Genomic DNA, 12,727 nt, shown 5'->3' with positions numbered 1-12,727 from the left:
CGCTCGGCTCGGGTCCGGCCGTCGGCCGGCGCGCTGGTCGATTCTTGTCGGGGAGCATCGCGTACCCGAAGGTTTTCTGCAACGGCGGCGCGTGCCGGCCGTTTGGTCCCCGCCAGTAGGTTGTGGGAGGTCACGAGGCGGGAGGCCGGGATGCGGGTACTGGTGGTCGAGGACGAGCGGAACCTCGCCGACGCGATCGCGCGCGGGCTGCGCAAGCGCGGGATGGCGGTGGACGTCGCCTACGACGGGAACGCCGGACACGAGGCGGCGTTCGTGACCCGCTACGACGTGGTGATCCTGGACCGCGACCTGCCCGGCGTGCACGGCGACCGGATCTGCGCGGACCTGGCCGCCTCCGGCGCGCTGACCCGGGTGCTCATGCTCACCGCCAGCGGGACCGTCGCCGACCGGGTCGAGGGGTTGCAGCTCGGCGCCGACGACTACCTGGCCAAGCCGTTCGCCTTCGACGAGCTGGTGGCCCGGGTGCAGGCGCTGGGCCGGCGCGCCACCCCGGCCGCGCCCCCGGTGCTGGCCGTCGCCGACCTGGAACTCGACCCGGCGCGCCGGGTGGTGAGCCGCGGCGGGATGCCGCTGGAACTCACCAACAAGGAGTTCGGCGTGCTCGCCGAGCTGCTCAAGGCGCGCGGCGCGGTGGTGTCCAGCGAGGAACTGCTGGAACGGGTCTGGGACGCCAACACCGACCCGTTCACCACCATCGTCCGGGTCACCGTGATGACCCTGCGCAAGAAGCTCGGCGACCCGCCGCTGATCGACACCGTGGTCGGCGCCGGCTACCGCGTCGGCGGGGTCTCCTGACATGGGTACGCGGCGGGTGCGACCCACGCTGCGGCTGCGACTGACCCTGCTCAACGGCGTGCTGCTGGTCGGCGCCGGGGCGATCCTGGTCCTGCTGGCCTGGCTGCTGGTCCGGGACGCGTTGCGTCCCACCGACGAGCTGCTGCCCGGCACCACCGTGGTGCTCACCGACGGCCGCACCCTCAACGCCGGGCAGTGGCAGCGGCAACTGGTCGACGCCGCCTCCCGGGAGCTGCTGGTCAAGGGGCTGCTGGCGCTGCTGGCCGTCGGCGTGGTCGGGGTGGCCGGGGCGTACCTGGTGGCCGGGCGCGCGCTGCGCCCGCTGCACCAGGTCACGGCCACCGCCCGCCGGCTCGGCGAGACCACGCTGGACGAGCGGATCGGCTGGTCCGGCGCGGACGACGAGGTGGCCGAGCTGGCCGAGACGTTCGACGCGATGCTGGACCGGATCACCGCCGCGTTCGAGGCGCAGAAGCGGTTCGTCGCGAACGCCTCGCACGAGCTGCGCACACCGCTCGCGGTGATGCGTACCGAGATCGACGTGACGCTCAGCGACGACGACGCCGACCTGGCCGAGTACCGGCGGATGGCCGGCGTGGTGCGGGAGGCGTCGGAACGGGCCAACGGCCTGGTCGACGCGCTGCTGGTGCTGGCCCGCAGCGAGGCGCAGACCGGCCGGCGGCTGGCCCGGCGCGCGGAGAGCGACCTCGCCGTGGGCGCCGCCAACGCGCTCTCCGCGGTCGCCCGGGAGGTCGAGCGGATCGGCCTGCGGGTGCAGACCTCGCTGCGGCCGGCGCCGGTGGTCGGCGACCCGGGGCTGCTCGACCGGCTGGCCGGGAACCTGGTGGAGAACGCGGTCCGCTACAACCACCTGCACGGGCGGATGTGGGTGCGCACCGGCACCGACGGGCAGCGGTCCTGGCTGGTGGTGGGGAACACCGGCTTCGAGGTCGCCCCGGCCGAGGTGCCCGGGCTGTTCGAGCCGTTCCGGCGGGGCGGCCAGGAACGCACCGGCGCCCGTGGCTCCGGCCTCGGCCTGTCCATCGTGCGGGCCGTCTGCGACGCGCACGGCGGCACGGTGACGGCGGTCGCCCAGTCCGGCGGCGGCCTGGAGGTGACGGTCACCCTTCCGTCGGCCGACCCGCCCGCGGCCACCTGACCGCCGATCCCGCGCCGCCCGGCCGGCCACGGGTCCCCACCTTTTCGTGCGGCCCGGCCCGGCTGTCCCGCCCGCCCGCGACGGGTGCTCGGCCGTGGCGACGCGGTGGTCGGTCAGAAAGCTTGCCCGGCGCTGGACGGCGGCTGAGCGGTGGCCCAGGGTGAGCGGAGCGACACGCCTCACCCCGCTCACCTCACGGAGCTGCCAGTGACCCACCCCTCCGCCCCGCGCCGCCGGGCCCTCGCGGCCCTCGCCGCGGTCGCGCTCACCGCCGCCGGCCTGGCCCCGTCCGCCCCCGCGAACGCCGCGCCCGACCACACCGCCGTGGTCAAGGCCGTCCCCTCCACCGCCTCGCCGGACATCGTGGACGGCAGCGTCGACGCGATCCACGACGCCGGTACGAAGATCATCGCGGCCGGCTCGTTCACCACGGTGCAGAACCGCGGGTCCGACGTCGACATCACCCGCAACTACCTGCTCGCCTTCGACAAGGCCACCGGCGCCGTGGACACCGCGTTCGTACCCGTGGTCGACAACGAGGTGTACGCGGTCGTCGCCGGCCCGACCGCCGGCACGGTCTACGTCGCCGGCAAGTTCAACACCGTCAACGGCGTCACCCGGCGCAAGGTGGCCCTGCTCGACGTGGCCACCGGCGCGCTGGTCACCAGCTTCACCGGCCCGGCGTTCAACGGGTTGGTCAACGACATCGCCCTGGTCGGAAACCGGCTGCTGGTCGGCGGCATCTTCACCACGGCCGGCAACAGCAACCCGCGCGGCGGCCTGGCCTCGCTCAACGCCACCACCGGCGCGCTCGACAGCTACCTCACCACCGCGCTGACCGAGCACCACAACTACGACGGGGTCAGCGGGTCCAACGCCGGGGTCGGCCCGGAGAAGCTGGCGGTCTCCCCGGACGGCACGACGCTCGTGGTGATCGGCAACTTCAAGAAGGCCGACGGGGTGCTGCACGACCAGATCGTCAAGCTGGACCTGGGCGCCACCGCCGCCACCGTGGCCGACTGGAACACCAGCCGCTACACGCCGCGCTGCAAGTGGCAGGCGTTCGACTCGTACATGCGGGACATCGCGTTCGCCCCGGACAGCAGCTACTTCGTGGTGGTCACCACCGGCTCGCCGTACGCCGGCACGCTCTGTGACGCCGCGGCGCGGTGGGAGGCCGCCGCGACCGGCCCGGACCAGCAACCGACCTGGGTGGACTACACCGGCGGCGACACGTTCCTGTCGGTCGGCGTCAGCGAGCAGGCGGTCTACGTCGGCGGGCACTTCCGCTGGCTGAACAACAGCACCGGCGCCGACAACGCCCGGGCCGGCGCGGTCGGCCGGGCCAGCATCGCCGCGCTGGACCCGCGTACCGGCCTGCCGCTGTCCTGGAACCCGGGCCGGCACCCGCGCGGCGTCGGGGCCACCGAGATGCTGGTGACCCCGACCGGGCTCTGGATCGGCGGGGACACCTCGTGGATCGGCAACTTCCAGTACCGACGGGAGCGGATCGCGTTCTTCCCGCTGGCCGGCGGCGCGGCCCCGCACCCGACCACCTCGGCTACCCTGCCGGGCCGGGTCTACCAGGCCGGCGTGCCGAAGCCGACGAACGTGCTCTACCGAATCAACGCCGGCGGCCCCGCGGTCGCCGCCACCGACGGTGGACCGGACTGGGCGGCCGACGACGGCGGCAACCCGAGCCCGTACCACAACAGTGGCAGCGCCACCGCCGGCTTCGCGCCGGTCGGCACGCTGGACGCGACCGTGCCGGCCGGTACCCCGGCCGCGCTCTACAGCGACGAGCGGTACGACCCGGCCGGCGCACCGGAGATGACCTGGCAGTTCCCGGTGCCCGCCGGAACCGAGGTAAAGGTACGGCTCTACCTGGCCAACCGGTACGACGGCACCGGCACCGCCGGCAAGCGCGTGTTCGACGTGGCGCTGGATGGCGCCACCGTCCTCGACGACCTGGACCTGTCCGCGAGCGTCGGGCACAACGTCGGCACCATGCGTGAGTTCACCGTGGTCAGCGACGGCACGGTGGACCTGGAGTTCCGGCACGTGGTGGAGAACCCGCTGGTCGACGGCGTCGAGATCGTCAAGACCGGGGCGCCGCCGGCCGGCACCGGCGACGAGGTCCAGGCCCGGCCGTACGACGGCGCCACCACCGTCGGTGCGGCGACGCCGGTGACGAACCCGGACGGCACCGCCTGGTCCACCGTGAAGGGCGCGTTCTGGGTCGGCGGCACGCTCTTCTACGGCCTGAACGGCGCGCTCTGGCGACGCACGTTCGACGGGACCACGTTCGGCGCGCCGGCGCTGGTCGACCCGTACCACGACGCCTACTGGGACGCGGTGGAGACCGACTCCGGCCCGGCCGGGCAGACGTACGTCGGGGTGACCACCGGCTTCTACGCGGAGATCCCCAACGTGACCGGGATGTTCCACCTCGACGGGCGGCTCTACTACACGCTCGCCGGGCAGAGCGGCCTGTTCTGGCGCTGGTTTACCCCGGACAGCGGCGTGGTCGGCGCGGACCGGTTCACGGTGGCCGGGTCGGGCGGCCTCGCCGACGCCGGCGCGGTCTTCGTCTCGGGCAGCACCCTCTACAAGGTCAACCGCAACACCGGCGACCTGTCGGCCACCGACTGGGCGAACGGTGCGCCGACCGCGACGTTCACGGTGCGCAGCGGTCCGGCGGTCGACGGCGTCGACTGGCGGGCCAAGGCGGTCTTCGTCGGCCCGTAAGGAAGGGCCCCCTGTTAACGCCTCCGGTAGAGGAGGGGCCCCTTGTTAACACCCGGGTGTTAACAAGGGGCCCCTCCTTGTCAGGGGGCGGTGGAGGGTGGAAGGATCATGGCGTCAGCCGAGTGTGGAAGGGGGTGTGGTGATGTCCGTTCCGAACCGTCCCGCGCCCCGCGTTCCCCGCTGACCTCGCACTCCGGCGGGGCGCACTCCCCATTGGAGGATGCACCGTGAGCGCACGGATGCACTGCATGACCGTCGAATCCGACGACCCGTACACGCTGGCCAGCTGGTGGGGCCGCGTGCTCGACCGCGAGCTGCACGACGACGACCACCCCGGCGACCCGGAGGCGGTCCTCGTGGCGCCCGACGGGCACGGCACCGACCTGCTCTTCGTCCGGGCCGAGGAGCGCCACGGCAAGGGCGCGTTCCACCTCGACCTGCACGCGGCCGAGGGCACCCGGGACGAGGAGGTCGTGCGGCTGCGCGACCTCGGCGCCACGGTGGTCGCCGACCGCCGGCGACCGGACGGCACCGGCTGGGTCGTGCTCGCCGACCCGGAGGGCAACGAGTTCTGCGTCTGCCGCAGCCCGGCGGAGCGGGCCGCGTCGGCCTGACCCGGAAACGGCACCGGGCCCCCGCCGTCGGCGGGGGCCCGGTGTGCGAGCGGTGTCAGTCCTGCTTCTCGATCTCGCCGCGCAGCGAGACGAACTCCGACTGGAGTTCGGCGGCGGACTTGAAGTAGATCACCACCATGCCCAGGCTGCCCTTGTCGACCCAGATGCAGACGCCGACCGGGATGCCCTCGGTCTTGCCGTCGCCGCACTTGGCGTCGCCGCCCAGCGGGCCGGCGTCGACCGTCTTGAACTCCTTGGCGCCCAGCTCGGGGGTGATCGCCGTGATGGCGTCCGCCATCTCCTTCTTCGGGTCGGCGATGACGCCGGAGACGCCGGCGATCATGACCAGGTCCTTCTTGGCCGGGTCGCCGTAGAACGCGCCGGCCGTGCTGGTCGCGTTCGGCACGTCCTTGCTGAACTCGGACTTCATCTGCAGCGCGGCGCTCTGCAGCTCGGGCTGGCTCACCTTCGGCCGGCCGCCCAGCGTCGTCGGCTCGACGACCCGGGTCTTGGTGGCGGTGACGACGTCCTTGACGTCGTCACCCGCGGCGAGCCAGAAGGCGACGCCACCGCCGACGCAGAGCACCAGGACGACGGCGAGGACGATCAGCAGGATCTTGCCGACCCCGGACTTCTTCTTCGGCGGCACCGGGGCGCCGAGCTGGTCGCCGCCGTACTGCGGCTGCTGCGGGACCTGCGGGTAGTCACCGCCGTACTGCGGCTGCTGCTGCGGAGCAGGCGGGTAGCCGCCGCCGTACTGCTGCTGCTGCTGCTGCGGCTGGTAGCCGCCGGGCTGCTGCGGGGAAGGGGGGTAGTTGCCGGGGTAGGGATTGGACGGCGGCTGGGACATGAAGGCAGCTCCTGTGAAGATTCTGGACGCGTGATGGTAGCCATGACCACCGACGTGCCGCTGTCCGCCCAAGGCCGGTGTGACAAAACCGGGACCCAGCCGTGACCGGGCCCGCAACGCCGATCGCGGTGGCCGGAGCCGCCCCGAGGGGCGGACCGACCACCGCGATCGATGTCCCGGTCGGTCAGCGCAGGCTGGCCGCGCCGCGCGGCAGGAACCGCTTGCCGGTCACCCGCTCGGAGGTGCCGGTCCGGTCCAGGTACGGCGTGACGCCGCCCAGGTGGAACGGCCAGCCGGCGCCGAGGATCATGCACAGGTCGATGTCCTGCGCCTCGGCGACGACGCCCTCGTCGAGCATGAGCCGGATCTCCTGCGCCAGCGCGTCGAGCGCGTTCTGCCGGACCTGCTCGGCGGTGAGCGGCTGGTCGCCGACCACCAGCAGCTTCGCCACCTCGTCGTTGATCTGGTCGTCGACCACGATCGGCTGGCCCGAGTCGGCGATCCGCTTGAGGTTCTCGCTGACACCGAACCGGTCCGGGAACGCCGCGTGCAGCGTGCCGCCCACGTGGTAGGCCACGGCCGGGCCGACCAGCTGGAGCAGCGCCAGCGGACGCATCGGCAGACCCAACGGGTCCAGCGCGCTGTTGGCCACGTCCAGCGGGGTGCCGGCGTCGACGGCGGCGAAGACGGTGCCGAGGAAGCGGGTCAGCAGCCGGTTGACCACGAACGCCGGGGCGTCCTTGACCAGCACGCTGGACTTCTTCAGCTGCTTGCCGACCGCGAACGCGGTCGCGAGGGTGGCGTCGTCGGTCCGCTCGCCGCGGACGATCTCCAGCAGCGGCAGCACCGCGACCGGGTTGAAGAAGTGGAAGCCGACGACCCGCTCCGGGTGCTCCAGCTCGGCGGCCATCTCCGTGATCGACAGCGAGCTGGTGTTGGTGGCGAGCACCGCCTCCGGCTTGACGATCTTCTCCAGCTCGGCCCAGACCTGCTTCTTGACGCCCAGGTCCTCGAACACGGCCTCGATGACGAAGTCGGCGTCGGCGAACACCGACTTGTCGACCGAGCCGCTGACCAGGCCGTAGAGCTTGGCGGCCGTGCCCTTGTCCATCCGGCCCTTGCTCGCGGCCTTCTCGATCTGGCTGTGCACGTAGCCGACACCCTTGTCCACCCGGGACTGGTCCAGGTCGGTCAGCACGACCGGCACCTGGAGCCGCCGGGCGAACAGCAGCGCGAGCTGGCTGGCCATCAGGCCGGCGCCGACGATGCCCACCTTGGTGACCGGCCGGGCCAGGCCCTTGTCCGGCGCGCCGGCCGGGCGCTTGGCCCGCCGCTGCACCAGGTCGAAGGCGTACAGGCCGCTGCGCAGCTCCTCGGAGAAGACCAGGTCCGCGAGGGCCTCGTCCTCGGCGGCGGTGCCGGTGGCGAAGTCGGCGTCCTTCGCGGTCTCCAGCAGGTCCAGCGCCTTGTACGCGGCCGGGACCGCGCCGTGCAGCCGCTGGTCGAGGGTCTGCCGGGCGAAGTAGAGCACGCCCGCCCACATGTCCTTGTCGACCTCGGGCCGGGTGACGGTGACCTCGCCCCGGACCACGCCGGCGGCCCACTCCAGGGACCGCTCCAGGAAGTCGGCCGGCTCCAGCAGCACGTCCGCGATGCCCATCTCGGCCGCCTGCTTCGGCTTGAGCATCTTGTTCTGCATCAGCGGGTTCTGCAGGATCACCTGCGTGGCGGCCGGGATGCCGATCAGGTTCGGCAGCAGCTGGGTGCCGCCCCAGCCGGGCACCAGGCCGAGCGAGACCTCGGGCAGCGCCAGCGCCGCCGCGCCCGCGGACAGCGTCCGGTAGTGGCAGTGCAGCGCCAGCTCCAGGCCACCGCCCATCGCCGCGCCGTTGACGAACGCGAAGGTGGGCACGGCGCTGTCCTTGAGCCGGGCGAAGACCCGGTGGCCGAGCCGGCCGACCTCCAGCGCCTGCTCGCGGTCCGCCAGCTGGGGGAGGCTGGTGATGTCCGCGCCGACACAGAAGATGTACGGCTTGCCGGTGACCGCGATGAACGACGGCTCCGCCGCGAGCGCGGCGGTGATCGCCTCGTCCAGGCTGGTCAGGCCGCCCGGGCCGAAGCTGTTCGGCTTGGTGTGGTCGAACCCGTTGTCCAGGGTGATCAGGGCGGCGGGCCGGTCCAGTCCCGGTACGTTCACCGCGCGCAGCAGCGCCTTGGTGACGACCTCGTTCGGTGCGGCGAGGCTCACTTGTCTCCACCCTCCCAGTTCGGGTTCTCCCAGATCACGGTGCCGCCCATGCCGATGCCGATGCACATGGCGGTGAGGCCGTAGCGGACCTCGGGGTGCTCGGCGAACTGGCGGGCGAGCTGGGTCATCAGCCGGACGCCGGAGGACGCGAGCGGGTGACCGATGGCGATCGCGCCGCCCCACGGGTTGACCCGTGGGTCGTCGTCGGCGATGCCGAAGTGGTCGAGGAACGCGAGCACCTGCACCGCGAACGCCTCGTTCAGCTCGAACAGGCCGATGTCGTCGATGCTCAGGCCGGCGATGCGCAGCGCCTTCTCGGTCGACGGGATCGGGCCGACGCCCATCACCTCCGGCTCCACGCCGACGAAGCCGTACGACACCAGCCGCATGCCGATCGGCAGGCCCAGCTCGCGGGCGGTCTCCTCGGCGACCAGCAGCGCGGCGGTGGCGCCGTCGTTCAGGCCGGCCGCGTTGCCCGCGGTGACCTTGCCGTGCGGCCGGAACGGGGTCTTCAGGCCGGCCAGCTTCTCCAGCGAGGTGTCCCGGGGCGCCTCGTCCACGGTGGCCAGGCCCCAGCCGCCCTCGGCGTCGCGCACGGCCACCGGCACCAGGTCGCCCTGGAGCTTGCCGTTGGCGTACGCCTTGGCGGTCTTCTGCTGGGAGGCGAGCGCGAACGCGTCGGTGCGCTCCTTGGTGATGTGCGGGACCCGGTCGTGCAGGTTCTCCGCGGTGGAGCCCATCACCAGGGCGGACGGGTCGACCAGCTTCTCCGCGACGATCCGCGGGTTCGGGTCGACGCCCTCGCCCATCGGGTGGCGGCCCATGTGCTCGACGCCGCCGGCGATGGCCACGTCGTAGGCGCCCATGGCGATGCCGCCGGCCACCGTGGTGACGGCGGTCATCGCGCCGGCACACATGCGGTCGATGGCGAAGCCGGGCACGGTCTTGGGCAGGCCGGACAGCAGGGCGGCGGTGCGGCCGATGGTCAGGCCCTGGTCGCCGATCTGGGTGGTGGCGGCGATGGCCACCTCCTCGACCTTCTCCGGCGGCAGCTGCGGGTTGCGGCGCATCAGCTCACGGATGCATCGGATCACCAGGTCGTCGGCGCGGGTGTTGGTGTACATCCCACCCGCCTTGCCGAACGGGGTACGGACGCCGTCGACGAAGACGACATCCCGAACTTCACGGGGCACTTGGAGCCTCCTGACCGGCACTGGCATTTCCCCGGATGCTACTCGCCAGTAACCAAGCGCGTCACCACCCCCCGTGTGGCCCGTCCCACACCCGGCCGGGCCGCACGGGGGGTGAACGTCAGGACGACGGGACGCGCAGCGCCTCGGTCAGCGCGGGCAGAAGCAGGCCGAGCTGCCACTCCCGGGCGCCGAACGTCCGCAGCGTCTCCGCCACGGTCGCGTCGGTGATCTCCTCCGGCGGCTGCCACGCCAACCGGCGGATCGAGTCGGGCGCGACCAGGTTCTCCGCCGGCAGCCGATGCGCCGACGCGGTGCCGACCACCACCTCCCGGCAGCGGGCCAACCGGCCCGCCGCGACCGGGTCGCGCTCCGCCCACCGGTGGGGCGGGGGCGGGCCCTCGACCGCCGGGCTCACCGGCAACGCGTCGTCCGGCAGCTGGCGTGCGTCGTCCAACGCCGCCAACCAGGTACGCGCCAGCCGGCGCACCGACCGCCCGCCGAAGCCGGGGAGCGTCAGCAGCGTCTTCTCGTCCTTCGGGTCCAGTTCGGCGGCGGCCACGATGGCCGAGTCGGGGAGCACCCGGCCCGGGGCGGCGTCCCGCCGGGCGGCGATCTGGTCCCGGGCGTACCAGAGGGACCGCACCCGCGCCTGGGCGCGGGCGCCGCGGACCCGGTGGATGCCCGACGTGCGGCGCCACGGTTCGGCGCGGACCCGGGCCGGGCGGGCGCCGCCCCGCACCAGCGCGGCGAACTCCTCCGCCGCCCAGCCGGACTTGCCCTGTCGGTCCAGTTCCGCGTCGAGCGCGTCGCGCAGGTCGACCAGCAGCTCCACGTCCAACGCCGCGTACGTCAACCAGGACTCCGGCAGCGGCCGGCTGGACCAGTCCGCGGCGGAGTGGTGCTTCTCCAGGCTGAAACCGAGCAGCTGTTCGGTCAGCGCGGCCAGGCCGACCCGCTCGAACCCGGCCAGCCGGGCGGCCAGTTCCGTGTCGAACAACCGGCGCGGGCGCAGCCCCACCTCGGCCAGGCAGGCGAGGTCCTGGCTGGCCGCGTGCAACACCCACTCGGCCTCGGCGATGGCCGCGTCGAGCGCGGACAGGTCGGGCAGCGGCAGCGGGTCGACCAGCGCGGTGCCGGCCCCCTCGCGGCGCAACTGCACCAGGTAGGCCCGCTGGCTGTAGCGGTATCCGGAGGCGCGCTCGGCGTCCAGGGCCACCGGGCCGGTGCCCGCCGCGAAGCGGGCCACGACCTCGTCGAGCTCGGCCGGGGTGGCCACCGGGGCGGGCGTGCCCTCACGCGGGGCGGTCAGCGGGACGGCTGCGCCCGTGTCGGTCTCGGTCCCCGCGTCCGCCGGCTCCGGCACGGCCGACGACGGATGTGGGGACACCTCTCCCGTACGGCTTTCGGCGGCCCGACGGCGCAGGGGTGGTTCGTCGGTCACCTGACAACCCTAGTGGGCCGGACGATCCGGTGTGCGCAGCCGGTCGGGCGCGTGTCGGCGGGATGTCCGTCAGGTGTCCGGAACGGGCCGCCTTGCGCGCACGTGAGAGGGTCGGACAACGGGGGAGACAAACCCCGTTCCCGCCGGTACGGTCCATCGGGCCGTGAGCGGCGCATGGCCGCCGGACGGGCGGTCGGGGGTCGTCGGCGGAGCCGACGGGGAGGACGGACGATCATGGCAGGCGGGTACGGAACCGGCGAGCCGGGGTGGGACGGTGACGGCACGGCCGACCGGCCGGGGCCGCTGCCCCCGCGGATGGCCCCGCCCGGCGCGGCGGCCCCGTTCCCCGGACCTCCGGCCCCGCATCCCGCGCCCGCCGGTCCCGATCCGGCCCGGGACGCGGCCGCCGGATACCGGCCGGCGTCCGGCGCCACCTACCCGGACCCGGCGGGCCAGCCCGGACACGACGCCGGTCACCGGCCCGCCGGCGGGACGTATCCCGGCCGGCCCGACCTGATGGGTCCGGCCCACCCGTCGGCCCGCGCGGCGGCCTCCGTCGTGCCGGTCCAACCGACCCCGGCCTCGCCCCACCCGACCGCCGGCGCCTCCTACCCGGGGCAGCCGACGTCGGGCCCGGTGTATCCGGGGCAGTCGGGGTCGGGTTCGGCGTATCCGGCGCAGCCGACCTCGGGCCCGGCGTATCCGGGCCAGCCCGCCTCCGGGCCGGCGTATCCGGGGCAGCCGGCGTCGGGGCCGGGGTACGCGGCGTACCCGGGTCAGGCGCCCGGCGGGTTCGGCGTGCCGCCCGTCGCGCACCCGGACCGGTCCGGCCGGCGCGGCCGGCTGCCGGTGGTGGCGCTGGTCCTGGCCGGCGTGCTGGCCGTGGTCACCGGCGTGCAGGCGTACCAGATCCACCGGCTCGACGACCGGCTCGCCGCCGCCGACCGGCGGACGGCCGAGGCGCAGGGGGCCGACGCCCGCCGGCTGGACGGGCTGGAGCAGCGCGCCGGAAGCCTGGAGAAGCAGGCCGGCGCCGCCTTCAACCCGGAGGCGGTGGCGAGCGCTGTGCTGCCCAGCGTGTTCCGGGTCCGGGCCGGGCAGTTCACCGGCACCGCGTTCGCGGTCGGCAAGGCGCCGGCCGGCGGCGGCACCACGCTGCTCACCAACTTCCACGTGGTGGAGGCCGTCTTCACCGCCGGCGAGCGCAAGGTGTTCCTGGAGCGCACCGACCAGCGGTTCGAGGCGACCATCGTCGCCACGGACAAGGAGAAGGACCTGGCGCAGCTGCGGACCACCGCGAAGTTCAGCGGTCTGGTCGCGGCGCGGACGCCGGTCAAGTCCGGCCAGCAGATCGTCGTGGTCGGCGCGCCGCTCGGTCTGCAGGACAGCGTCACCACCGGCGTGGTGAGCGCGTTCCGCAAGGACGAGGGCGGCTCCGGTCCGGTGATCCAGTTCGACGCGCCGATCAACCCCGGCAACTCCGGCGGTCCGGTGATCAACGGCTCCAAGGAGGTCGTGGGCATCGCCACGGCCAAGGCCCGCGACGCCGAGGGCATCGGTCTGGCGGTGCCGATCAAGACCGCCTGCGACCGGTTCAAGCTCTGCTGACCGATCGGTCCGGGTCGCCCCACGGGGGGCTCAGCACATCTGGAGGAACG

General features: G+C 73.6%; 9 protein-coding genes. 5 read left to right on the top strand and 4 right to left on the bottom strand.

The genetic code is table 11. The features are described from left to right. Nucleotides 1-150: 150 nt before the first annotated feature. The 4 genes from GA0070622_RS25075 (at nt 151) to GA0070622_RS25060 (ending at nt 5,337) form a co-directional block, all read left to right on the top strand. Complete coding sequence (locus GA0070622_RS25075) at nt 151-816, top strand: response regulator transcription factor (protein ID WP_091579487.1); 666 nt, start codon at nt 151-153, stop codon at nt 814-816. Nucleotide 817: 1 nt separating this feature from the next. Next, the gene (locus GA0070622_RS25070) at nt 818-1,975 is read left to right on the top strand and encodes a sensor histidine kinase (protein WP_176558835.1); all 1,158 of its coding nucleotides are present in this window, start codon (nt 818-820) and stop codon (nt 1,973-1,975) included. 207 nt (nt 1,976-2,182) lie between these two features. After that, nucleotides 2,183-4,723 (top strand): malectin domain-containing carbohydrate-binding protein, encoded by a 2,541-nt coding sequence (locus GA0070622_RS25065; protein WP_091579484.1) that lies wholly within the window; start codon nt 2,183-2,185, stop codon nt 4,721-4,723. Between the two features lie 227 nt (nt 4,724-4,950). Beyond that, nucleotides 4,951-5,337 carry a VOC family protein gene (locus GA0070622_RS25060; RefSeq protein ID WP_091579480.1) on the top strand — a complete coding sequence of 129 codons (387 nt, stop codon included), beginning with the start codon at nt 4,951-4,953 and terminating at the stop codon, nt 5,335-5,337. Nucleotides 5,338-5,392: 55 nt separating this feature from the next. Here the strand turns inward: GA0070622_RS25060 and GA0070622_RS25055 are convergent, their stop codons facing one another. The 4 genes from GA0070622_RS25055 to GA0070622_RS25040 all read right to left on the bottom strand — a co-directional run bounded on the left by GA0070622_RS25055 (nt 5,393) and on the right by GA0070622_RS25040 (nt 11,069). Next, complete coding sequence (locus tag GA0070622_RS25055) at nt 5,393-6,187, bottom strand: hypothetical protein (RefSeq protein WP_091579477.1); 795 nt, start codon at nt 6,185-6,187, stop codon at nt 5,393-5,395. A 184-nt stretch (nt 6,188-6,371) separates the two neighbouring features. Continuing rightward, on the bottom strand, nt 6,372-8,435 hold the full coding sequence (locus GA0070622_RS25050; protein ID WP_091579474.1) for a 3-hydroxyacyl-CoA dehydrogenase NAD-binding domain-containing protein: 2,064 nt from the start codon (nt 8,433-8,435) through the stop codon (nt 6,372-6,374). Next, nucleotides 8,432-9,628, bottom strand: a complete 1,197-nt coding sequence (locus tag GA0070622_RS25045; protein WP_091579470.1) for a thiolase family protein — start codon at nt 9,626-9,628, stop codon at nt 8,432-8,434. The genes GA0070622_RS25050 and GA0070622_RS25045 overlap by 4 nt, the downstream gene beginning before the upstream one ends. Nucleotides 9,629-9,746: 118 nt before the next feature. After that, nucleotides 9,747-11,069, bottom strand: coding sequence for a ribonuclease D (locus GA0070622_RS25040; protein ID WP_091579467.1), 1,323 nt, complete (start codon nt 11,067-11,069; stop codon nt 9,747-9,749). A 234-nt stretch (nt 11,070-11,303) separates the two neighbouring features. Here GA0070622_RS25040 and GA0070622_RS25035 point away from each other — a divergent pair, with 234 nt between their 5' ends. Further along, nucleotides 11,304-12,677: a S1C family serine protease gene (locus tag GA0070622_RS25035; RefSeq protein ID WP_091579462.1), complete on the top strand. Its 1,374-nt coding sequence runs from the start codon at nt 11,304-11,306 to the stop codon at nt 12,675-12,677. Nucleotides 12,678-12,727 lie beyond the last annotated feature (50 nt).

The organism is Micromonospora sediminicola (assembly GCF_900089585.1).
GTDB classification, from domain to species: domain Bacteria; phylum Actinomycetota; class Actinomycetes; order Mycobacteriales; family Micromonosporaceae; genus Micromonospora; species Micromonospora sediminicola.
This window is presented reverse-complemented; position numbering and strand designations above follow the sequence as displayed.

Excerpts from the sequence above, each read along its gene's own strand:
- GA0070622_RS25075 (WP_091579487.1), top strand. The coding sequence starts at position 151 with ATGCGGGTACTGGTGGTCGAGGACGAGCGGAACCTCGCCGACGCGATC.
- GA0070622_RS25070 (WP_176558835.1), top strand. The coding sequence starts at position 818 with ATGGGTACGCGGCGGGTGCGACCCACGCTGCGGCTGCGACTGACCCTG.
- GA0070622_RS25055 (WP_091579477.1), bottom strand. The coding sequence starts at position 6,187 with ATGTCCCAGCCGCCGTCCAATCCCTACCCCGGCAACTACCCCCCTTCC.
- GA0070622_RS25035 (WP_091579462.1), top strand. The coding sequence starts at position 11,304 with ATGGCAGGCGGGTACGGAACCGGCGAGCCGGGGTGGGACGGTGACGGC.